The 20,392-nt window shown below is 55.9% G+C and carries 23 protein-coding genes; 5 read left to right on the forward strand and 18 right to left on the reverse strand.

Features of this window, described 5'->3' with window-relative positions:
- Positions 1 to 22: 22 nt before the first annotated feature.
- The 5 genes from ACP8MI_RS10355 to msrA form a co-directional block, all read right to left on the reverse strand.
- The gene (locus tag ACP8MI_RS10355; protein ID WP_147579094.1) at positions 23 to 943 is read right to left on the reverse strand and encodes a sporulation-delaying protein SdpB family protein; all 921 of its coding nucleotides are present in this window, start codon (positions 941 to 943) and stop codon (positions 23 to 25) included.
- Between the two features lie 7 nt (positions 944 to 950).
- Positions 951 to 1,517, reverse strand: coding sequence for an SdpA family antimicrobial peptide system protein (locus ACP8MI_RS10360; RefSeq protein ID WP_018121579.1), 567 nt, complete (start codon positions 1,515 to 1,517; stop codon positions 951 to 953).
- A 424-nt stretch (positions 1,518 to 1,941) separates the two neighbouring features.
- On the reverse strand, positions 1,942 to 2,862 hold the full coding sequence (locus ACP8MI_RS10365) for a DUF5926 family protein (RefSeq protein WP_126844815.1): 921 nt from the start codon (positions 2,860 to 2,862) through the stop codon (positions 1,942 to 1,944).
- Between the two features lie 10 nt (positions 2,863 to 2,872).
- Positions 2,873 to 3,601, reverse strand: a complete 729-nt coding sequence (locus tag ACP8MI_RS10370; RefSeq protein ID WP_126844814.1) for a glycerophosphodiester phosphodiesterase family protein — start codon at positions 3,599 to 3,601, stop codon at positions 2,873 to 2,875.
- A 35-nt stretch (positions 3,602 to 3,636) separates the two neighbouring features.
- Positions 3,637 to 4,299 carry a peptide-methionine (S)-S-oxide reductase MsrA gene (gene msrA, locus ACP8MI_RS10375; RefSeq protein WP_049149040.1) on the reverse strand — a complete coding sequence of 221 codons (663 nt, stop codon included), beginning with the start codon at positions 4,297 to 4,299 and terminating at the stop codon, positions 3,637 to 3,639.
- Positions 4,300 to 4,501: 202 nt separating this feature from the next.
- Here msrA and ACP8MI_RS10380 point away from each other — a divergent pair, with 202 nt between their 5' ends.
- Positions 4,502 to 5,104 (forward strand): superoxide dismutase, encoded by a 603-nt coding sequence (locus tag ACP8MI_RS10380; RefSeq protein WP_018121637.1) that lies wholly within the window; start codon positions 4,502 to 4,504, stop codon positions 5,102 to 5,104.
- Between the two features lie 137 nt (positions 5,105 to 5,241).
- Here ACP8MI_RS10380 and ACP8MI_RS10385 read toward each other — a convergent pair whose 3' ends face one another.
- From ACP8MI_RS10385 to ACP8MI_RS10410, 6 genes are all read right to left on the reverse strand, one after another.
- Positions 5,242 to 5,643, reverse strand: a complete 402-nt coding sequence (locus tag ACP8MI_RS10385; protein ID WP_249617826.1) for a hypothetical protein — start codon at positions 5,641 to 5,643, stop codon at positions 5,242 to 5,244.
- Between the two features lie 14 nt (positions 5,644 to 5,657).
- A complete protein-coding gene (locus tag ACP8MI_RS10390) occupies positions 5,658 to 6,044 on the reverse strand; it encodes a phospholipase A2 (RefSeq protein ID WP_082150566.1) in 387 nt (128 codons plus the stop codon).
- 993 nt (positions 6,045 to 7,037) lie between these two features.
- Positions 7,038 to 7,619: a hypothetical protein gene (locus ACP8MI_RS10395; protein WP_193387120.1), complete on the reverse strand. Its 582-nt coding sequence runs from the start codon at positions 7,617 to 7,619 to the stop codon at positions 7,038 to 7,040.
- Between the two features lie 145 nt (positions 7,620 to 7,764).
- Positions 7,765 to 8,511 (reverse strand): recombinase family protein, encoded by a 747-nt coding sequence (locus tag ACP8MI_RS10400; protein WP_348650387.1) that lies wholly within the window; start codon positions 8,509 to 8,511, stop codon positions 7,765 to 7,767.
- An 11-nt stretch (positions 8,512 to 8,522) separates the two neighbouring features.
- The gene (locus ACP8MI_RS10405; RefSeq protein WP_049149752.1) at positions 8,523 to 8,849 is read right to left on the reverse strand and encodes a type II toxin-antitoxin system HicB family antitoxin; all 327 of its coding nucleotides are present in this window, start codon (positions 8,847 to 8,849) and stop codon (positions 8,523 to 8,525) included.
- Positions 8,850 to 8,854: 5 nt separating this feature from the next.
- Entirely contained in the window at positions 8,855 to 9,118 is a 264-nt protein-coding gene (locus ACP8MI_RS10410; RefSeq protein WP_337891824.1) for a toxin HicA, read from the reverse strand.
- Positions 9,119 to 10,034: 916 nt separating this feature from the next.
- Here ACP8MI_RS10410 and ACP8MI_RS10415 point away from each other — a divergent pair.
- Positions 10,035 to 11,243: an MFS transporter gene (locus tag ACP8MI_RS10415; RefSeq protein ID WP_284590041.1), complete on the forward strand. Its 1,209-nt coding sequence runs from the start codon at positions 10,035 to 10,037 to the stop codon at positions 11,241 to 11,243.
- Here ACP8MI_RS10415 and ACP8MI_RS10420 read toward each other — a convergent pair.
- Positions 11,240 to 12,865, reverse strand: a complete 1,626-nt coding sequence (locus ACP8MI_RS10420; RefSeq protein ID WP_284590042.1) for a TM0106 family RecB-like putative nuclease — start codon at positions 12,863 to 12,865, stop codon at positions 11,240 to 11,242. The genes ACP8MI_RS10415 and ACP8MI_RS10420 overlap by 4 nt on opposite strands.
- 86 nt (positions 12,866 to 12,951) lie before the next feature.
- Here ACP8MI_RS10420 and ACP8MI_RS10425 point away from each other — a divergent pair, with 86 nt between their 5' ends.
- Positions 12,952 to 13,587 (forward strand): DUF6474 family protein, encoded by a 636-nt coding sequence (locus ACP8MI_RS10425; RefSeq protein ID WP_049149760.1) that lies wholly within the window; start codon positions 12,952 to 12,954, stop codon positions 13,585 to 13,587.
- A 19-nt stretch (positions 13,588 to 13,606) separates the two neighbouring features.
- Here the strand turns inward: ACP8MI_RS10425 and ACP8MI_RS10430 are convergent, their stop codons facing one another.
- Together ACP8MI_RS10430 and ACP8MI_RS10435 are read right to left on the reverse strand one after the other, a co-directional pair.
- Positions 13,607 to 14,245 carry a LuxR C-terminal-related transcriptional regulator gene (locus ACP8MI_RS10430; RefSeq protein WP_147579332.1) on the reverse strand — a complete coding sequence of 213 codons (639 nt, stop codon included), beginning with the start codon at positions 14,243 to 14,245 and terminating at the stop codon, positions 13,607 to 13,609.
- 53 nt (positions 14,246 to 14,298) lie between these two features.
- A complete protein-coding gene (locus ACP8MI_RS10435; RefSeq protein WP_082150568.1) occupies positions 14,299 to 15,591 on the reverse strand; it encodes a sensor histidine kinase in 1,293 nt (430 codons plus the stop codon).
- Positions 15,592 to 15,700: 109 nt separating this feature from the next.
- Between ACP8MI_RS10435 and yidC the strand changes: the two genes are divergently transcribed.
- A complete protein-coding gene (gene yidC, locus ACP8MI_RS10440) occupies positions 15,701 to 16,990 on the forward strand; it encodes a membrane protein insertase YidC (protein WP_126844813.1) in 1,290 nt (429 codons plus the stop codon).
- Here yidC and ACP8MI_RS10445 read toward each other — a convergent pair.
- The 4 genes from ACP8MI_RS10445 to ACP8MI_RS10460 all read right to left on the reverse strand — a co-directional run bounded on the left by ACP8MI_RS10445 (position 16,987) and on the right by ACP8MI_RS10460 (position 19,344).
- Positions 16,987 to 17,613, reverse strand: a complete 627-nt coding sequence (locus ACP8MI_RS10445; RefSeq protein ID WP_018121629.1) for a TetR/AcrR family transcriptional regulator — start codon at positions 17,611 to 17,613, stop codon at positions 16,987 to 16,989. The genes yidC and ACP8MI_RS10445 overlap by 4 nt on opposite strands.
- Before the next feature lie 193 nt (positions 17,614 to 17,806).
- Positions 17,807 to 18,064 (reverse strand): GlsB/YeaQ/YmgE family stress response membrane protein, encoded by a 258-nt coding sequence (locus ACP8MI_RS10450; RefSeq protein ID WP_018121628.1) that lies wholly within the window; start codon positions 18,062 to 18,064, stop codon positions 17,807 to 17,809.
- Positions 18,065 to 18,067: 3 nt separating this feature from the next.
- Positions 18,068 to 18,964: a universal stress protein gene (locus ACP8MI_RS10455; RefSeq protein ID WP_018121627.1), complete on the reverse strand. Its 897-nt coding sequence runs from the start codon at positions 18,962 to 18,964 to the stop codon at positions 18,068 to 18,070.
- Between the two features lie 248 nt (positions 18,965 to 19,212).
- Positions 19,213 to 19,344: a hypothetical protein gene (locus ACP8MI_RS10460; protein ID WP_260850111.1), complete on the reverse strand. Its 132-nt coding sequence runs from the start codon at positions 19,342 to 19,344 to the stop codon at positions 19,213 to 19,215.
- An 18-nt stretch (positions 19,345 to 19,362) separates the two neighbouring features.
- Between ACP8MI_RS10460 and ACP8MI_RS10465 the strand changes: the two genes are divergently transcribed.
- The gene (locus tag ACP8MI_RS10465) at positions 19,363 to 20,367 is read left to right on the forward strand and encodes a pseudouridine synthase (RefSeq protein ID WP_081604998.1); all 1,005 of its coding nucleotides are present in this window, start codon (positions 19,363 to 19,365) and stop codon (positions 20,365 to 20,367) included.
- Positions 20,368 to 20,392: the final 25 nt, after the last annotated feature.

Below are 20,392 nucleotides of genomic sequence, written 5' to 3' on the forward strand. Positions count from 1 at the left end.
TTCGCTCCTTAAGGACCAAGAGTTAGTGTGCTACCAATTCAGTTTCACAATTACGGAACCTATCCCCCGTTAATCCATCATTCAATTTGGACGATTTTACCACGCCAAGGTAAAGGATTAGAGCACCGCTCATAATAATAGAAAAGCTCACCAACCCCATAATGAGGGCAATTCCTAGATGGAAAATAATCCCGGCGATCATCAACCTCCGCTTTGTCCTCCCCTGAGATAACCAACCAAAAGCGAGCATAAATTCGAGCAGCAGCGTTCCCCAAGTAATTAGCACTACAAACCACGGACTATTGGTAAAAAGGGAAAATATTTGTTGCCTTATTCCTACGGCTCCAAAGTTGGGATCGGATGCCCAATAGTAGATTGCGGTGCCTTCCAGCCATTCATCAACAGCTAGCTTCTCTACTGCGGCAAAGAAGTAAACGATAGACATTTGAATCCAGATGACAATTAGGCCAGTGAAACGGACCCCCGACCCAAACTCGGGCCATTGCATAAAGCGGTCGAAACTAATTCCCCTTTTCATCCATTGATTCCATCGCCAGTCAAGGAGTCCTATCGGCATCATAATGATTGCGAGATTGGAGGCCAGCTGGTCGCCCCCTTCAGGAATGGCCAATGTAGCCTGCAAGCTCCACGCTGCATAAGCAAAAGGAATGGCAGTGAGTGCTGGGAACGCCCCAAAAACTACTAGTAAAAACGTCAGTACTGCAATCCATCTACCAGCTTCAAATCCAAATAAACAGAAGAGTGTTTGATCTAAGATCTCTCCGGTCCCACAACGCCCCATTGGAAACCTAGTGTCATCAGGAGCAAATAAAATCGAGCTCCCATCCATGCTTACGGTTAGCAGTAGACCCAATGCTACTAGTGATCGACCAATGCCATAAGCACCGGAAAATGTCGAATCAGCTAGGCTCTTTATATACATTCTCACTCTAATCACAATTCACTTTCACAAAGAGGTATTTAATATCATTCCCATTTGCAAACCCGGATTGGCTATAAGCCCATGGATTGGGTTTTTGCTGAGTGATTAGAGAGGGTCCGCAAATTGTCTTGATGGGATAGTCGTTATTAACTTCTATGGGATTTTTATCTTTGACAGAGTTCAAACAATCATCACGACTGGTGGATAGACACGTCTTCCAATTCTCCGACTTGGGCCCTCCAACATGCGTTAATAGCTTAGCGAGTTCCAACCCCCTAAGCCGCGATCGTCTACTTGCACCAAAATAGTTTGTCGAAGACGCGTTAGCCACGTCGTCCGCTAACCATTTTCGGTCAGAACCTAGTTTGTAAAAATTCAATCTTTCTTCTTGAGGGTCCTTCGTGAAGAAACCCCACCCCTGGGGCACAATAGCAGTAAGCTTTTCTTTTTCGATAAATGAAACGGAGCTACGGACGGGCGAATAAGGCAGAAGGGAAAGGATCACGACCATGCAAAGAAAAAATACACTAATCATCCAAATACTAAGTGCAGTTCTTTCAATTAACTTGCTCATTAATCTTTTCTCCTTCTGGCTTTCACCCAAAATAGTGGTTGGATTACGTAGTTTTTAGTTCGTGAGCCAGAGTTGCGATCATTGTCTGTCGCTGCAAGGGTGCGTTCTCTTCAGAGACCGGGCTCCAGGTTTTATCAGGCCCCCAGTCATTCTGGCTTATCTCCTTATGCGGGATGGATTCCCACACACAAACCATCAGACACCCTCCGGCAGCGGTCGAAGACACTATCAACTTTGATAAGGAGTGTTAACGATGAATTCCCAAAATCAGTGGTTGAGCTATAAAAAGCAGCGATCACCAAGTGCTTCGTGACGCTGGGAGTACTGCAATACACAAAAAATAGAACCCCGCGGGCAGCAACCGTGCACAAACAAAATTATCCAAGTTTGCGCGCAGTTGCGCCCCCATACAGGCTTTCCTGCACTAGCGGATGGTTACCTGCCGCGATTTAATGTTTTGTAGCTGCTTGCGCTCATCGGCAGAAAGCTGTGCATCGTTGGAGATTTCTTCTTCCAAAGCCTGGTTCACACGCTCCAGCTGCTCTCGGTAGGAATCCGCGGCTGGCTCCGGAGTGACATCAAAAACTGGGGCAATCACGCCGTGAGTGCGGAATACACCAGCAAACTTGGTGTCTTCCCCCACGTGCAGGTCACCGCGGGCGGCCACGCGTGCCAGGGCGTTCAGGAAATCATTTTCGTTGTCCACCGGGCGTACCCAGCGGATGTGTGCCTTACCGCTACCGGTATCCGACCACCACAAAGTACCCGGCGCGTCGGCGTCGATCGCGTGAGTTTCAATGACGGAATCGTTGGCCATTTGCATCGACTGCGCAACCTGCTCCGGCATGGGCGCGCCTTCTGGCATCCACCAGGAAAAGTCTTGCTCTAACTGGATATCCAGCGTGGTGTCGTGCGGCAGCAGCTCCGTGAGTTCCGGCTGGTTGCCGTCGGCCGCCGTGGACACCAGCGATTCGCCCGCCGAGTGCTCTTTCACCCAGTTCAAGGCATAGGCCAGGTCATGGTGCGGGTTCACGCCGTGGGCTTGCACCTGCAGTGCAACGAAGGCATCGCCGCCGTATTGCTCATCGCGGATCATCGCTGCGGATGCTCCCGGCAAAACGCTGCACAGCCACACGGTGCGATCGATGCCTGCGATTTCTACTTTCGCGTAACCGGAGGGCACAAATTCTTGCAGTGCAATTAGTTCGGCTTCGCACGCAAACCCAGCGAAAGGGCGTGGATCTTTTTCCAGCTTGGCACGTTCCGCAGCCCGGGCTGCAAGTTTTGCTTGCCGACGCGACATTCCCTCGGGGAGGTCTTCTTGCTTCTTTTTCTTCTTCGCCATGCGCGCCAGTTTACTGGTCGCCGACAACCTCGAGTGCACGCTCCGGCCAATTCGTCGCCAAGAGGTTCACCCCGTGATCGCGCGCCCAGCGCATATCTTCTGGCTTATCGACGGTCCACATGTACGTCCGGCGGCCTCCCACACCAATCGCATCCGGGTTGGCTTTGCCGTGGTCCAGAGAAAGCCCCAGCGCATGCGGGCGTGACAGCATCAAATCACGGCTGTTCCACCGGCGTTCCCAACCGCGACGCAAATAAATCCGATCCACCTGCGGCACAAGACTCGCGAGCCTGCGCAGCGAGGCATGCGAAAAAGAAATAATATGCACGCGAGGATCCGCACCCATCCCGGTACGGTGCAACGCCCGCGCCAGAGCTTTTTCCAGCGCAGCCCCCTGCCGCACCAGCGGTTTGGTCTCGATATACAGGTGGTGCGGATGGCCATCCAGCAGGCGCAACAAATCGTCGACAAGCATGAGTTGTTGCGGCGCCTTTTCCGTACCGATATTCAGCCGCTGCAGCTCGGGCCACGTCATGCGTGCGACCATGCCAGTGCCATTGCTGGTGCGGTCCACACTGGGATCATGAATCACCACCGCCTGCCCATCGCGGCTGACCCGAATATCACATTCCAGGCCATGGATGGGCAGTTGCAGGGCTTGCTGAAACGCCTCCGGCGAATTTTCCGGATACTTCCCGGAATAGCCACGGTGGGCGACGATATGACAGCCAGTCAACATAGTATCTGCGCCTGCGCTAGTGTGCGCGAACAACTCTAGATGCTGCAGGCAATGCCCGTGCCGTGGTGCGGGCAATAGCCTTGTGGGTTTTTCTCCAGGTATTGCTGGTGCTCGTCCTCCGCCAAGTAGTATTCGCCCGCTGGGGTCTCGGCCAGCGTAGCGATCTCCGTGGTGACTTCACCGTAGCCGTTGGCCTGCAATTTCTTACCGTAGGCGTCGACAAGCTTGTCGACGGTCTGTTTTTCTTCCGCCGCGTTCGGGCCTTCGGTATAAAACGCCGAGCGGTATTGCGTGCCCACGTCGTTGCCCTGGCGATAACCCTGAGTCGGATCGTGTGCTTCTAGACCAACGCGCACCAGATCCTCCAAGGACACCCGCGACGGGTCATAAACCACGCGCACAACTTCCACGTGATTGGTGCGCCCCGTGCACACCTCCCGGTACGTCGGGTTCGGCGTCACGCCACCGGCATAACCAACCGACGTAGACACCACGCCGTCCAGGTTCCAGTAGAGCTTTTCCACACCCCAGAAACACCCCAAGCCCACGATCAAGCTGGCCTGGCCTTCTTCCCAAATGCCGGTAATGGGCGTACCCAACACGGCATGCGGGCGTGGGTTTTCTAGGACCGGGTGCTTTCCGCCATGCAGGGCGTCTTCTTCGGCGACGAGTTCTGGGTTATTTCCAAACATCCACATGCCGACATTCTACGCCCGCGTAGCTCGCTGAATACTGTGAAAGGAGCTCACGTGCAGCTGTGTATTTGTTCATAAGAGCATCCTCTGATGCTTGGTCCCTGATGCTTGGCGTCGCGTGAGTAGTTTTATGTCATAAAAATGTTGCGAAATTCTTATACGTGCCTATTATGGGCGGGGTACCCAACGAAAGGATTTAGCGATAATGGCTGTTTACGAACTCCCAGAACTCGAATATGACTACAACGCTTTGGAGCCACACATCTCCGGCGAAATCATGGAGCTGCACCACTCCAAGCACCACAACACTTACGTACAGGGTGCTAACGCAGCTTTGGATGCTCTGGAAGAAGAGCGCAACGGCGAAGCCAACCCGGACCGTATCCGTGCGCTGTCCAAGAACTTGGCTTTCAACCTGGGTGGCCACACCAACCACTCCATCTTCTGGAAGAACCTGAGCCCTAACGGTGGCGGCGAACCAACCGGTGAGCTCGCGGAGGCTATCGACCGCGACTTTGGTTCCTTCGAGAAGTTCAAGGCGCACTTCTCCGCAGCAGCACTCGGCCTGCAGGGTTCCGGCTGGGCCGTGCTGGGTTACGACCACATTGCTGGCCGCCTGCTCGTTGAGCAGCTGACCGACCAGCAGGGCAACACCTCCGTGAACTTCACCCCACTGCTGATGCTGGATATGTGGGAGCACGCTTTCTACCTGCAATACAAGAACGTCAAGCCTGATTACGTCAAGGCTGTCTGGAACGTCTTCAACTGGGACGACGTTGCAGAGCGTTTCGCAGCAGCGAAGAAGTAAACCTTCCGCCGCACCATCGCTGCGGCTTGCATGAACGCCGTGTCCGCGCATTTTACGTGCCGGACACGGCGTTTTTTCGTGGCAGTTTTTAGTGGCGGTTTTATCTTCGGTCTTTTCTCGCGGGTCATCGTTCTGGCTTAGCGAGTTCTCCCGGAAACCATAAGTAGAATAAACCCCAGCCACAATAGTCCGGTAGCTGCAGTTATTACCCATAAAAGCTCACTAAACAGCGGTTCCCAAAAACCACCGGCGCGAAACAGCTGAGTAATAACAGAAGCAACTGCAATAACAATTCCGGTGGTAATTATCCACGCGCCGATTTTTCCTATCGCAGATGAACGATACCGCGCCCGCTTGTGGCTCCAGAGCGAAATATTTATCCCGACAAACACAACCGCGATAGCGGTGGCCAGAAGAAATAATGCGCCAACAAGAAACGGAAAACCGCCACCCGAGGCAGCGATAATGCTCATAAATACATAGAGCACGAGGGCCACGAGAACCGAAAAAATTGTGATGCTTTCCAGGGGTTTCAGCATGTTCATTCCACTCCCTAATTGTTGAGCCCTCGCCCCTTATAAAATCTCGAGCCGGCTGCACGAACGCCGCGATAATAAGCCTCAGCCACTCCTTTACAGGCCCCTGATCGAACTCCCGATCCATACGCCCGGACGCATTCAGCTATCAGCCCCGCACGAAATCGTTTATCACAGTCGATACGGTTTGTCCTACTCGAAGGGCCATAACAAATATCATGCCGGTCACAAATTGGTTTAAAATTGGCACTTCCCCACCGATCTGGCGTAAACGAGCAACCATTTTGTCGAGTGGCTACAGCACGTGTAGCAATTTTATTTTGCCCAACTACTTCAGGATCCTCAATGACAGCCACAAGTTGTTCGATTTCGATAGTCGTTGAAATTTCATCCAAACTAAACATAACTAAAAACCCTTATTGGTGGACTTTAAGGCTCACCACTTCAGCCCCGCAAGGCGTTGAATCCCTTGACGGACCATTTCCAACTGATAAACCTCATGCAGCAATTTCCGCAGTCAGTTCACACGAAAAACGTCCCAAAATCCGGACTTCGACACATTCATCAAGCATGAAAAATAACCAAACCTTTCAAACGTTCGATTATGAGACCTTACCTCTTTCCTTGATTAACAAATCTTGCTTAAGTGACTCTAATCACTTAAATAGAAAATACCGAAAAGGGCCACAAAGTCAAGACCCCCTTGTTTAACCTATAATGATCCACGTTATTTACCCTAGGGTTAGCGACTAATACTAAGATCCGTCGATGCCTGCCCCACTCCTAATCTAAGGTCGGAAAACCAGCACCTGAAGTGTCCCAGGTTTTGTTCCGTTTGAGTAGATGGAAACGACGGTTCTGATTCACCATTGAAGATCACGGGTCGCAGTATGTGAGCATTGTCTACAACCAGCGCCTGGAAGAACACGGAATTAGTGCGTCTACCGGGACTGTTGGGGATTCCTACGACAATGCTTTGGCTGAGAATGTCAACGGCTCCTCACAAGAACGAACTGATCCATACCCGCAGGTGGAGCGATGTTGTGGATGTGGAAATCGCCACGTTCGAGTGGGGCAAATGGTGGAACGAATCACCGCTCCACCAGAGCTTGGGCTACCGCACCCCGGCTGAAGTCGAAGCCGAGTTTTTGGGAACATCACCCCAGTCAAGAAATAATGGAGATCAAGGCAAATGCCTAGGATCAAAACCCAGGGCACTTCAATGAAGCCGCCGGCCCAGGTAAGCGACGACGAGCTGGTTCTGTATGGCAGTGACAAAGGGTGACAGACGGTGACAAAGGGTGCTAACCTAGGGTCATTGCCACCTGTTACGACAGGATCGGAAGAAGACCCTGGGACCCCAGCCGGACGACTGGACCCAGGGTCTTCGCCTGTCTCTAGAGGGAATCCGGGGTGGGACGGTTGAGGACCACTTTCTCATGCAGCTTCTCCCAGTACTGTTCCTCGCCCAGATGAACGGAGTTAAGTGCTCCGAGAACGGCATCTGGAATCCAGAGCAGTGGATCATCGCCACCACGTACGTGTCGTAGTCGGATGCCAGCACTTTGCCCTTGGCCCTGCAAAGCAACGATATGGGCGAGGTCTCGCTTGTTTTGTGCCTCTTGCCGGCTTTCCAAAGTGACGTTATGGACGTGCATCTCGGAGAGCTCGAAGTACATCTGCTCCAAGCATTTCCTGCGGTGTCTCTCCGTCTTCTTGCTTACTTCGCTCTGGTGGGTGATGATCGCGTGCATAGAGTCGATTCCAGAAAGTGTTTCCACGATTTTCCGGCGTCGGCTATTGCGTTCGTCGGTCCAGTGAAGTTTGACCTGGCCGGGAAGGCGCAGTGGACGCAGCTCCTCGCGTACTCGTTCCAGGTCTTGAGCGTCGATGATGGCCGCACACACCATGTACTCCTGCCGGTCTGGGGGCCTGAGGGCGGAGGACTCATCGATGTAGGCGACTAGCTGGGATTCCACCCTGAAATTGTAGCCAGTGTTCACATCCAACGTCCATGATGGTGGGGTGCAAACCACGAGAGCTGCGGCCAGGAAACAGCCACCGCGGAATTAGACAGCTGCTATCCGTGCATAAGGAGAAGAAGGTGCTTTTACCGCCAGGACACTAGCCGCTTTTCGGCTGTAGCCGTTCCGTGACGAGATGGCACCAAGCAAAGCGGCCCTGTTGTTTTCGAAGCGAGGACGGGTGGGGGCTACCGCGGTGAGATAATGATTCCATGGGAAAGAAGCCAGGTCGGCCCTTGCGCCATACTCGCCGGAAACAGCAGCGGTTAGACCGCGGTTTTACGCCCACGGTGGGGGCCGCTCCCACAAGTCGAAGTGCTAGTGGTGCGGTTGCCTTGCACAATGAACTCCGCCTTGTTCGAAGCTCGTTGTTGTATGCCGATCGGGTTGACCTGATCGCGCCTGCCGCGTCTTTGCTGTGGACGTTTGCCCCTCTACGTGGATTAGATCCAGACAATGTGTGGGAAAGGTCAGATTCAAACTCGGCAACCATTGTCAAGACATTAAACAGCAAGCGCCCCGTGGGATTATCCGGATCATAGACATCACGGCCTATCTGCAGCGCGACTCCGCACTGCTGCAAGTCCTGCGCAATGCCAGAGGCATCGTGGACACTACGAGCCAGCCGATCCAGCTTCGTCACAACAAGCGTGTCCCCCGCACGGCACGCCACAATCACCTGCCCAAGGCCGGCGCGCTCGATGTTGCGACCAGAGCGGCCATGATCAAAATAGATACGCTCCGCGTCCACACCATAAGCGGCCAACTTCTCACGCTGAACCTGTAAATCCTGCTTCTCCGTAGACACACGCGCATACCCAATGGCATGACACACCCCCTTCTTCACAGTGCCGCTGACTAGACGGACGCGAGTTTTTGATTGACCAAGGCGTTCAAAGAAATGCCCTCCGTCTTGGCAACAATAGCCAACCGCCGATGCAACGACGGAGACGTACGCACGTTGAACTTCCCCGAGTAGCTACGACTGCCCAACGGAGCAGGAACCGCCTCGCCGGAGGCCTCCATGTCCTCAGCAACCTCAGCAACAAGCTCAAGCAAACCACGCTCAGCCTGCTGCCGGTCTGCATCCAACCACGACAATGAGGGAAACTCAGCCACGGTCGCCACAAACTCTTGATCTTCTTCCGACCAGGAGACTTGATAGGTGTACTTGTTAATGTCCATGCTGACTACTCCGATTCCTTCTTCTGTGCGCCCAGTTTCTCAATCGCTTCTAGAACTTGATGGACCTGATACGGCTTGGCCTTGCCCTTCGCGTTTTGAATATTGACACGAGGATCACCCAGCCACGGGGTCTTGTAGGTGCGATGCGACGTCTTCTTCGTATTGCGCCTTTCAAAGTAGTGATCGCAGACTTTTCCCAAATCGACAAACCTCACATTCTTCGGTGACCGCTTCATTGCCTGCACAATGTCGCCAATGCTCTTTCCCACAACGTAATAGTACCATATATGGTACTACCTGAAATTTTGGCCACGCCGTCCTGACGGTACGCAGAAAAAGTGGCCAGTTAGGGCTCCTAAGTCGCCATATTTTGCGCCAGAGACAAACGCCGGCCTGCCTAGTGGAACTTCGTGGTTTTTCAGCAACGGCACAAACCAGCGTTTGACGGTCGCCTTACGCCCCTCCAGGGGAGAGCTTGCAAGTAAAGCACAAGAGCTCAACTGAAAACGACGCAGCACACCAGGAGAAATCAATGAAAAGAAGCTAATCGCACTGGCTACAGCATTAGCATGTTTAGCCGCCACACCAGTAGGAACCCGAGTTCTCTCAAATGCTCTCCAAGACGAGCAATATGACCAGTTTGTTCAATACGTCAGTGACCAGCGACCAGTCTCCGAAACAAACAGAGACGTCAGCATCATATCCGATGGATATCGAGCAAATTGACCCCGACCATTTCAAGCTTTTCAAGCAACGGATCACCAGTGGCGGGTCAAGTCCGCGTAGGTGGTATATGAGTTCTTTCGAATCGTCAGTGATCTGTTAGCAAGGATCGGGTCCGGCACACGGGCCGGGGTGTGGTTGGTCATTAGGCTACAATCTCCTTGCCTGCCGGGGTGGTGGTGTCGGCGTCGATGACATTGGTTGTGATCAACGCCTTGGTGTGCTCTAGGCTTGTCAACAACATGTAGCGTTTCTGCTCAGTCCACAACAATTCCGGTGGTAATTATCCACGCGCCGATTTTTCCTATCGCGGATGAACGATACCGCGCCCGCTTGTGGCTCCAGAGTGAAATATTTATCCCGATAAGCACAACCGAGATAGCGGTGGCCAGAAGAAATAATGCGCCAACAAGAAACGGAAAACCAGCACCGCGCAGTGAAAAACGTGACACCATGTAATATATGGCACAAACAGTACCCGCACGTGGCCTACAACGGGGAGAACGCAACTACCGGCTAGCCACCGTCGCGGTCTTGGCAGCGGGGCTGGCCGTATTCAATGGGCTGTATGTCACCCAGGCTATGCTGCCTGCGCTTGTCGACGCCTTCGACACCACACCAACCGTCGCAGCGCTGACAGTCTCCGTCGCCACGGGAATGCTGGCAATCTGCGTGGTTCCGGCCTCCATCCTCTCGGAGCGCTTTGGCCGCAACCGGGTGTTGATCATCTCCGCCATCGCGGCCTCGCTTATCGGGCTGACGCTTCCGCTCGCGCACACCATCCACCAGCTCATCGCCTTGCGTTTGCTGCACGGTGCTTTCATCGCTGGTACGCCCGCGGTGGCCATGGCTTGGCTCGCGGAAGAACTCGACCACCGCTTCCTGGCCCGCGCCATGGGCGTCTACGTCGCGGGTAATTCCGTCGGTGGGCTCACCGGCCGGTTGATCCCGTCGATGCTGCTGGAAGTCACCGACTGGCGCGTAGCAATCCTCTGTGCATCCCTCCTAGCACTAGGCTTCGCCATCGTCGTGGCTGTCACTTTGCCACGCCAGCAGTTCTTCCAGCCGAAGGCCCTGCAGTTTCGCACCGAATACGAATCCATGGTCACACACTGGAAAACGCCATCGCTGGCGGCCATGTTTCTCATTGCTTTTCTCGCCATGGGGGTGTTCGTTTCTTTGTATAACTTCCTGGCTTTCCGCCTGATCGACTATTTCGAGCTGTCCCCAGGCATCGTCGCACTAGCATTTTTGGCCTACCTCAGCGGCACTTATTCCGCTGCCCGGGCAGGTGTGCTGGCGGAAAGATTCTCCCGCGGCACAGTGCTGGTCGTTTCTACCAGCGCATTCATCATCGGGCTGCTACTTACCGCCACCCCGTGGCTGTGGCTTACCCTGACCGGATTGCTGATTTTTACCGCGTCCTTCTTCGCTGCCCATTCCATCGCTTCTGGCTGGGTGGGCGCCATCGCCGAGCACAACCGCGCCGAGGCATCCAGCATGTACGTGCTGTGCTACTACCTGGGTTCGTCGGTCGTCGGCGCGCTGGCCGGATTGATTTTTACCGCCCTGCCGTGGTGGGGCTTCGTCGGCACGCTTGCGCTGTTGGCCGGTGCGATGCTGGCGCTTGGTATTTTCGCGCACGTCAAGGAAACACCTAACGCTGACTAGCGAACACTCCGCATCCGCGGCACGCCCGGCGCACCCACGCACAACCAATCCCGCACCACCCGCGTGGCCTGGCAATCGCCCTGGTTATAACCCAAAAGCTGCTCCCGGCAGCGGGTTGCCTCCGGCCCATCGCCCACGGCTTTCCGGCGCGCATTCACCGACTGCTCGCCATCCACATCCTCATCTGGCCAACGGTGCCCGGCCGTCGCCGCCACCTGTTTCAGCCCCATGCCCGCGGTATCGGCCAAAAATTGCTTGGCATAACGGAACACATCCACCCACTGCTCGGAGGCAATAAACGCGCTGACCTCTTCCATGCTCGGAATACCTGGCTGACCTGCAAAACGTCGCGCTGACATGCGCATCCAATGGTTTTCCCCGTGCGCCGAGTAGCAATATGCCCGAAAGCTAAGGCCCGCCGATTCTGCTTGCCGACGCCGCTCGCACAGATATTCCCAGAACTTCGCGAAATTCCGGGCTTCTGCCGCCCCACCGAGCTCGTCCCAGGTGACAAACGGGTGGTAATCCGCGCCATCCCACACGCCCCACAAGTACGCGCCTTGGTCGAGGTAGGCTTCCATGTCGATGTCCAGCTCGACGTCGGCACGCGGTATCCGCATCTCTTCTGCTGGCCTGCGGGCTAAAAAGGTGATTCCACGCCGCCACGCATCCGCCAACTGGGCATAATCACCGGCCACAGCGGGATCAGCCCGGCGCAGCGCCTCCACGGTAGTGATCCCGCGTTCGCGCAGGTGATCAGCCCGATCACCGGATAAAAACAGGCTGATATCGTCGGTGCCTTGCAATTCTTGTTCACAATAGACCCAAAACCGGCAAGTCGCGCACTCTTTTCGACGCCGCGGAGCCTGCGGTAATGCCTCCGGCTGCACAGCAGCGAGCGCATTCGACAACCCGTGCTGAAACCGTTGGGTATCCATCAGGAAAATCCGGCGACGATCCTGCCCGATCAAACCACCACGCCCGGTAGCCAGCCCGAGTTCGTCGAGCGCTCGTGCTGCCAGGCCCAACCGGTAACCGTCAACGGAATGCTGGCGCAAGGCAAATTGCTCGGTGATGGGTTGGCCCAGCCCGGCGCGGTGAGTGGGAAGAACAGCTACCGCGCCACCGGCTTTTTCTCGCGCCACGCGGTGGTTGCTGACCATCACCGGCAGGTACGCGTTGTCCCCGGTGCGCACCAGAGCGTCGACGGAGACTTTCCAGTCCAGGGGCGTGTGCCCGGTTTCAGAAATATGCCCGCTGCCGGAATCCTGCCCACATTCACGACGATTACCCATGGTTCCCGCCAGCACCGCGCCGGTCACCAGATCCGGCTGCCAAGCAAGGGCTTCCAAGGTATCGAGTTCCCGGCGTTCCACCGCCGCTGTATCACCGGCGGGCAACGGGCCTAAATCTATTCGCTGAAAATTCCGGCGGCGGCCGTCGCCAAGCGCGGGGGCTACCGGCAATAAAGCAGCCACCTCTGCCCGGGCATCGGCGCTGCGCAACGCACGTTCTTGCGAAGATTCCGTCGCCGGGGTCTCGGGGTAGCGGCGGGCTTGCACCAGGCGATAATGGCAGCCGACGAGGTCATGCGCTTCCACAAATTCCCGACGGCCGATCACAGGTGGTCAGCCTAGTCGAGACCACCAGGTATTGTTGAATCAGCAACTGGTAAAAATACGCAATTTTCAGCGAAGGTGAGCACACCATGGGCTTGATGAAGTCACTCCGTAAGCGCCGTAGCGATGCCAAAGCCGCCGTCAAAGCCGCCAAGGCCCGGGCGAAGGCCGAGGTCAAAGCCGATTCGAAGGCACGCGCACGCCGCGAAAAGCTGCTGGCAAAACAAAAACGCGCAATTATTAAAGACGAAAACAAGGCGTTGAAGTCCAAGCGCAAGCACCAAGAAAAGATGGCGAAAGCTGAGCTGGAAAAGCTGCAGACCGGCAAATTCAACGCCGATAACGTCAAGCGTTTCGCCGGCGCTTCCCGTGTGCTGCTGCCGCTGGCGCTGCCGTTAATTTACCGTGGTATTACTGCTGCGCAGGATCAGTTCAGCAAACGCACCGCACAGCGCTCTGGTGTTACCCCAGAACAGATGGCGCAGTTTAGCGGGCACGGTGCGGATTTGAAGGCGCGTATCCAGGGAATCCGCAATTCGCTGCAAGACACCAGCGTGAAGCCAGGGTACAAGCGCGATATTAACGAGCGCTTGGACGAGCTGAAGGCAGCCGTCGATAATGCAGAGTTCATGACCGACCAGCAGCGTCGTCGCGCGCACCGCAGCGTCAGCAACGATATTGATTTAATCACCGAGGATATTCAGCGCAATATCGCCGAGGGGTAACGCGCGCCGTTAAAAGCTGTTAGAGCACTCCCTGCTCGCGGGCAGCGGCTACCGCCGAGGTCCGGGAGCGCACACCCAGTTTGTCGTAGATGTGCACCAGGTGTGACTTCACGGTGGCTTCCGACAACATCAGCTCGGTGCCGATGTCACGGTTCGACGAACCCGAGGCCACCAGCTTCAACACCTCCAGCTCACGCGGGGTCAACGAGCTGCGCGGGGTGCGCACACGCGTCATCAAACGATCCGCGACCACCGGCGACAGCGCAGAATCGCCCTCTGCCGCCGAACGCACCGCCGCCAACAACTCCACCGGAGGGGAATCCTTCAACAGGTAGCCCACTGCCCCGGCTTCAATCGCGCCGAGGATATCCGCATCCGTGTCATAATTCGTCACTACCAGCACCTTCGGTGGGTGCGGCACCGAGGTTTTAATCATGCGCGTGGCCTCAGCCCCACCAGTAACCCGGTGGCCTTCCGCGCCGGCGCCAAAGCGCAGATCCATCAACAGCACGTCAATGCCACCAGCGTGCGCGGCAGAAATCGCGGCCTCAGCAGTGGCAACCTCGCCGACGACCTCAATATCTTCCGCATCATCCAAAATGGCGCGCAACCCTAGGCGCACGATCTCGTGGTCGTCTGCCAGCAAGACTCTGATCATGGTGGACAACTACCCCTTTTCTGACGGTTACTTAGCTTTATCTTACTCCCCGGCTAATCCGCACACGGCATCGTCACCGACACCGCAGTACCCCGGCCGGGTTCGGTTTCAATCTCCATCTGCCCGCCTTGCTCGGCAGCCCGCTGCCGCATCGCCGCCAAGCCCACATGCCCCAACCCACTGGGGCGCTTGTCGACGTCGGCAAGATCAAAACCAGCACCATTATCCACCACGTCCAAACGCACCACCTCCTCGTCGTACGTCAGCGTAATGCGAGCCCGGCTGGCCCCTGCATGCTTGACGACGTTGCCGGTTGCCCCCTGCGCGATACGCAACAGCGCGGCCTCGGTTTTCATCGGCAGCTGCCGCGCAGTGCCATCCACCTCGACGTCGATGGTGATCTCGCTGGTATCCGCCCAGTTCTGCGCGACACGCTCCAAAGCCTGCTGCAGGGAAGTCTCGGCCAGCGTGGCCGGCTGCAGCGCGGCGATCATAGCCCGGGCTTCCTGCAGATTATCGGCGGCCACGGTGCGCGCAAGTTCAATATGGTGGCGCGGCTGAGCAGTATCCACCGCCTGATCCCCCTCATGTGCGGCGTCGATGCGGTCTAAACCCCGGTCCGCCGCATGCAACAGCATCTGAATGGACGACAGCCCCTGTGCCAGGGTGTCGTGAATTTCGTGGGCGATGCGCTGGCGTTCCGCATTAATACCGGCTTCGCGTTCGGATTCCGCCAGTTGCTCACGGGTTTCCATTAGCTCGTGGATCAGCTGGGCGCGTTGCCGACTGATGTGGGACAGCGTCGTAAAAGCAAAATGGATCGCGACGGTAACAATCGCCGAGACCGTCGGCCCCATGATGCCGCCCAGGGTCAGCCCCGACGGTATTTGCATGATCACCGTGATGCTGGTGGCAAACATGACCGAGACGATTCCGCGTACCCCGTCCAACACCCGCAGGAACAAAAAGAAAATCGTAAACGCCAGGTAGGCCCCCATCGGGGTGACGAACATGATGCCCATCCACACTGCCAACAGCCCGAAAAGCCAAAACAGCTGGACGGTTTCTTCCTTTTCGTCCAAATACACCGAACCAGCAAAATAAATCGCGGCAAACGCTGTGTACAACACCAGGTTCAGGCTGGCTTCGGCCCACGGCATGCGTAAAGAACCGATCACCCCGACGACCAACAGCACGGCGGTGAGCACGTGGATGCCGTCGCCCAGCACATCCCGGTCCGCGACCACGTCGGCAATCGCGGCCTCTGCTTCGGCCTCGGCGTTGGCTCCACCGTTAATAGCACCGTTAATAGCACCGTTTTTCGCAACAAGATCCTGGCTGCTCATGCCCACAGCTTACCCAGTGCACCAGGGCGGCTAGACTTTAAGCGGCCGGTATTTTCTGCCCGATACCCGGGCCGCAACGATCCTCGTCGGAAGGAAGCGCGCTCTTTCTATGGAAACTTTATATGACATGTTCATGTATCCCGTTTCGGCGGTGATGAAACTCTGGCATCTGCTTTTTCAGAATGTCTTCGGGCTGGAAGATTCCGTGTCGTGGCTGATCTCCATCCCGTTTCTCATCGTCACTGTCCGCGGGCTCATTGCACCGCTGACCTGGTATTCGGCACGATCGGGGCGCATCGGTGCATTGATTCGTCCCCGGATGCAGGCGCTCGATAAGGAATACGCAGAAGTTACCGATACCGACGAAATACGCGACTACCAAAAGAAGAAGCAAGCGCTTTTCGACGAATACAGCTACCGCCCAGCGATGGGGTGTATACCTCCGCTGATCATGATTCCGGTCTTCATCGGTTTGTATCGTTTGCTGCTGTTGATGGCGAACCCACTGGAGGGTGGTTCCGGGGACGTTGGTGCCGACGCTGCCGCCGACGCCGGTGCAGCTGCTGGTGTTGCAGACGCTGCTGGTGCTGGGGCGGGGATTGCCCCTGCAGAATCGATCGGGTTGCTGACGGCAGCGGAAGTCAGCGATTTCCGCAATACCGAGTTTTTAGGAATTCCTCTTCCGGCATTCGCTTCGATGGGTCCGGACTTGGAGCAGGCCTTCGGAATCACTACCGATGAAGTGATTTCCGGCATGATGCCAGCGCTGCTGCTGGCGATCGCTTTTACCGTGATCAACCTGGTAATCAGTACGTTCCGCGCGTTTTATACCACCGAGTGGTCCAATGCGCTCGCGCGTCGGTTGTTCAAGTTCATGATTATCATGTCGGTTTTTGTACCGGTCATGCTGTTTTTCGTCGCCTTCAATGTCCCGATCCCGTGGGCGATTATCATCTATTGGTTCATCAATAACTTGTGGACACTGGTGCAGTCGCTGCTGTTCATCGTAATGGTGCGTGTGCGTTATCCGTTGCGCGAAGAACACCACGAGGCCCGGCGTGAATCCCACCAGTTGTTCCGGCAGCGCAAAAAAGACCGCAAACAGCGCAAACGCGAACGTAAGCGGGAGAATAAGCAGGCCCGAAAGGATCCGGAATATGCGAAGGAGCTCGCTGCTGCCCGGGAAGAACAACAGCGTGTAACAGAACAAGAGCGCGCTGAGAAAAAGGAACTGCGGAAAAAACAGCAACAGGCAAGACTAGAGATCTCACGACAGCGCCGAGCAGAAAAAGCTGCGAAAAAGGCGGGTACCGGGGAAGAATCCGGCGCGGCTGAACCGGAGGAAGCTGCGCGCTCTGACGAACCCGCCGACGGTCGCCACGACAGCGAGCGCGATTAAATCGAATAATCCGCGGGAGGCGCTGCCAACATCTGGCGTGCTAAATCCCGCGCGGTCACCAGCGGGTTGATACTGCGGGTCAAGCGCGCACCGGCAAGCCCACCGTCCAGGAAGATCAACAGCTGCGAGGCTTGAGTCGCTGACGGATAACCGTTTTTCTCGTTCAACAGCGCGGTCATGGTGTCGTGTACCCAGCTGCGGTGGTTCATGCACGCAGAGATGATTTGCCGTTCCGAGTCCGTCTCTGGCTTCGGGTATTCGTTGGCGGCGTTAAGGAAGTGCGAGCCGCGGAAGTCTTTTTCTGGTTCGTCGTCAATGGCTTTATCGAAAAACGCCAAGATTTTTTCTTCCACGTTGGTCATCTCCGCGGTGCGCTGTTGCCAGTCGTTGCGGAAGTCTTCGTCAAGTTTCTCGATATAGGCGGTAACCAGAGCGTCTTTGGAACCAAATAAGGAATACAGCGAGGCTTTGGCCACGTCTGCGTCACGCAGAATTCGGTCAATACCGATGACCCGGATGCCTTCGGTGTCGAAAAGTTTGGTGGCAGAGTTGAGCAACCGAGTGCGGGGACTCGGGCGGTTCTGGCGACGGCTAGCCGTCGTCTTTTTCTTGGCGGTGCTCACTCCGGCTCCTTCCTGTTCTCGGCCGCATGCGCGATCGCGCAACGCATCTGTACTAGTCGGTCTACATACAATATAGACCACCCGGTTCAGTCACCGCGCACCAGGAAGAGTTTTTCTATTCAAATCCCAGGCAATAAAAATAAAAAAGCCAGCCGGTAAAAACCGACTGGCGAAATCTACTGCGCCTGCAGTGTTATTTCTTGATCGCGTTCAGAAGCGACAGCAGGATCACAGATCCCAGAACTGCTGTGAGCAAACTGAACCAGAAGCCACCACTGGCGACATCAAATCCGATGATGCTGAGCAGCCATCCACCAAGCACACCGCCGACGATGCCGACGATGATGTTTCCGAAGAAACCTTGGCTGGAATCTTTAATCTTCCCAGCAATCCATCCTGCCAGGCCACCGATGATGATCCAGGCGATAATTCCTAGGCTAAGGGTTTCCATTTTTTACTCCGATTCTGGGCGAACAACCATCATTGGGCACGGAGCAGATTGCAACAGTGCACGGGAGGTAGAACCTAGCAGCATTCCCTTGAAACCGCCGCGTCCGTGTGAACCAGTGACCAGCAACTGCGCGTTTTCCGCGTTTTCTGCCAGCGCGCGCACTGGGCGGTCCCGGGTCACGATCTTTTTCACTGGAACTTCTGGGTACTTCTCAGCCAAAGCAGACAGGCGCTCGTCCATCATCTGCTTTTGTTCTTTTTCGGTTTGTTCCCATTCTTTCTGCGCAGCCGTCAAACCAGCCAGCGATGCCTGTACCTGCATATCCATCCAGGTATTCACGGCAATCAGCTCGGAGCCACGAGCATGCGCTTCCGCGAAAGCATATTCGGTGGCTTTCTGGGAAACCTCGGAACCATCCACACCGACGACGACGGGGCCGTACTTGGACGATTCGGTAACTCCGGAATCTTCGCGCACCACCACAACCGGGCAGGTGGAGTGGGAAACGACGGCGGCAGACACGGAGCCCATTACCATGCCGGACAGGCCACCCAAGCCGCGGGAACCCAACACGATCATGGTGACGTCGTTGGACATTTCTAGCAGCATGTCGATTGGCGAGCCTTCGGCAACAGTGTGGCCGATTTTAATATCCGGAGCCACCTCAAGGGCGATCTTCCGCGCGGCTTCAATCTTGTCTAAAGTTTCTCCCTGCAGCTCGTCGTAAAGCTCCTTGGGTGGAGCCATCCCCTCTGCATACAAGAACTGCGGCATCGTGTAACTCGAAGCCAAACGCAAGGGAATTTCGCGTTTCGCTGCCGTGTTGGCAGCCCAACGCACTGCCTCGTTGGAGGCGTCGGATCCGTCTACTGCTACAACAATGATATCTTCTTTGGACATTGCAACCGCCCTTTCTCCAGGTCGTTTTCAGCCATAACTGGTGAATACCTCTGACCGAACCTGATATGAGCAAATCCGGCGAAAATATCCCTTCCACCACCCAGTATAGCCGCGATCACTATGCCTGTCCGCAGATTCGCCGCGAATCATAGGTGCCCACAACGCCTCTTCGTGCTTGTCATCGCAGCACAACCGCGGCCCCGTAGACCGCTACACCAGCGACGGCGTGGGAGTAGCGGAGAAAACTTTTACTTGTGCGCGGCTTCGGAGTTAGCTGGGTAGAGGAACTGGAAGATGCCGTGGAGCACCCGCGAGATGGTGGCGCCCAGCTCAGAGGCGAAGAAGTTGGTAATTGGTTCCAAGAATGCGTTCAAATCCATAACGATATAATAAACGTTATGCGCCGAAAGTCCACCCCGTTGCCCATCAAAGATGGTCTCAACCCCACGCGCATCCGTATTCAAGGTGCCCCTCCAACCGGAATGAGGGCCGCCGATGCCGTTGCTGAAGTCATTTTTTCCCAGCGTCACCGCCACCCCGATGATACTTGGGACGCAATCTACCAGCGCTTTCGTGACAATGAGGTGGTACGCCATAACGGTACCCCGCTTTCCCCAGACGAGCTGTTGCCGGAAAACTGCGAGCTCTTCTTCTACAAAACACCAGCCCCAGAAATTACGGTCCCCTACCGGCTTTCCATCATTCACCGCGACGATGACCTGCTGGTCGTTCATAAGCCCCCATTCATGGCGACGATGCCGCGTGCCCGCCACATTGTGCAGACTGCCACCGTGCAGCTGCGCCGCCTCACCGGCATTCCGGAACTCTCCCCTGCACACCGCCTGGACCGCCTGACCTCCGGATTGGTGGTATTTACCACCCGCCCAGAACTGCGCGGGCCGTATCAGACTTTGTTTGCCCAGCGGCAGGTATCCAAAGTGTACGAAGCCATCGCGCCCTATGATTCTCGCCTGGTGCAATCGCTTGCCGACGGCCGACTTACCTGGCGCTCGCGCCTGGAGAAAAACCCCGGTGAACTGCAAGGCCGCTTCGTCGACGGCGAGCCCAACGCGATTACCCACCTGGAAGCTATTACTCAGTGCAGCGCTGCAGAACAAGCAGAGTTGGAAAAAATCCACGGCAGGCAACCGCCACTCGCGCACTACCGGCTCGCGCCCGTCACCGGAAAAACTCACCAACTGCGCCTGCACATGTGGGCGGCAGGGGTTCCGATTCTGGGAGATCCGGTGTATCCGCGGATATATACGGAGGACGAAGAAGATTTTGCGGTGCCCATGCACCTGATCGCCCGGGAAATCTCATTCACAGATCCACTGAGCGGAACGCACCGCAGCTTCCGTACTCCCCTTTCCGTGTCAGATACTTTCGAGGGCACTGCCTAGTGGTTTAAGCATCGCTGCTTGATCA

Source organism: Corynebacterium sp. LaCa_70, assembly GCF_058182015.1.

What these genes read in the sequence shown, in the direction of transcription:
- ACP8MI_RS10360 (WP_018121579.1), bottom strand. Translation starts at nt 1,517, where the DNA reads ATGAGCAAGTTAATTGAAAGAACTGCACTTAGTATTTGGATGATTAGT.
- ACP8MI_RS10450 (WP_018121628.1), bottom strand. Translation starts at nt 18,064, where the DNA reads ATGGAAACCCTTAGCCTAGGAATTATCGCCTGGATCATCATCGGTGGC.
- ACP8MI_RS10355 (WP_147579094.1), bottom strand. Translation starts at nt 943, where the DNA reads ATGTATATAAAGAGCCTAGCTGATTCGACATTTTCCGGTGCTTATGGC.
- ACP8MI_RS10390 (WP_082150566.1), bottom strand. Translation starts at nt 6,044, where the DNA reads ATGTTTAGTTTGGATGAAATTTCAACGACTATCGAAATCGAACAACTT.
- ACP8MI_RS10380 (WP_018121637.1), top strand. Translation starts at nt 4,502, where the DNA reads ATGGCTGTTTACGAACTCCCAGAACTCGAATATGACTACAACGCTTTG.
- ACP8MI_RS10465 (WP_081604998.1), top strand. Translation starts at nt 19,363, where the DNA reads ATGCGCCGAAAGTCCACCCCGTTGCCCATCAAAGATGGTCTCAACCCC.
- yidC (WP_126844813.1), top strand. Translation starts at nt 15,701, where the DNA reads ATGGAAACTTTATATGACATGTTCATGTATCCCGTTTCGGCGGTGATG.
- ACP8MI_RS10385 (WP_249617826.1), bottom strand. Translation starts at nt 5,643, where the DNA reads ATGCTGAAACCCCTGGAAAGCATCACAATTTTTTCGGTTCTCGTGGCC.
- ACP8MI_RS10370 (WP_126844814.1), bottom strand. Translation starts at nt 3,601, where the DNA reads ATGTTGACTGGCTGTCATATCGTCGCCCACCGTGGCTATTCCGGGAAG.
- msrA (WP_049149040.1), bottom strand. Translation starts at nt 4,299, where the DNA reads ATGTGGATGTTTGGAAATAACCCAGAACTCGTCGCCGAAGAAGACGCC.
- ACP8MI_RS10460 (WP_260850111.1), bottom strand. Translation starts at nt 19,344, where the DNA reads ATGGATTTGAACGCATTCTTGGAACCAATTACCAACTTCTTCGCCTCT.
- ACP8MI_RS10455 (WP_018121627.1), bottom strand. Translation starts at nt 18,964, where the DNA reads ATGTCCAAAGAAGATATCATTGTTGTAGCAGTAGACGGATCCGACGCC.
- ACP8MI_RS10405 (WP_049149752.1), bottom strand. Translation starts at nt 8,849, where the DNA reads ATGGACATTAACAAGTACACCTATCAAGTCTCCTGGTCGGAAGAAGAT.
- ACP8MI_RS10430 (WP_147579332.1), bottom strand. Translation starts at nt 14,245, where the DNA reads ATGATCAGAGTCTTGCTGGCAGACGACCACGAGATCGTGCGCCTAGGG.
- ACP8MI_RS10435 (WP_082150568.1), bottom strand. Translation starts at nt 15,591, where the DNA reads ATGAGCAGCCAGGATCTTGTTGCGAAAAACGGTGCTATTAACGGTGCT.
- ACP8MI_RS10365 (WP_126844815.1), bottom strand. Translation starts at nt 2,862, where the DNA reads ATGGCGAAGAAGAAAAAGAAGCAAGAAGACCTCCCCGAGGGAATGTCG.
- ACP8MI_RS10415 (WP_284590041.1), top strand. Translation starts at nt 10,035, where the DNA reads ATGGCACAAACAGTACCCGCACGTGGCCTACAACGGGGAGAACGCAAC.
- ACP8MI_RS10425 (WP_049149760.1), top strand. Translation starts at nt 12,952, where the DNA reads ATGGGCTTGATGAAGTCACTCCGTAAGCGCCGTAGCGATGCCAAAGCC.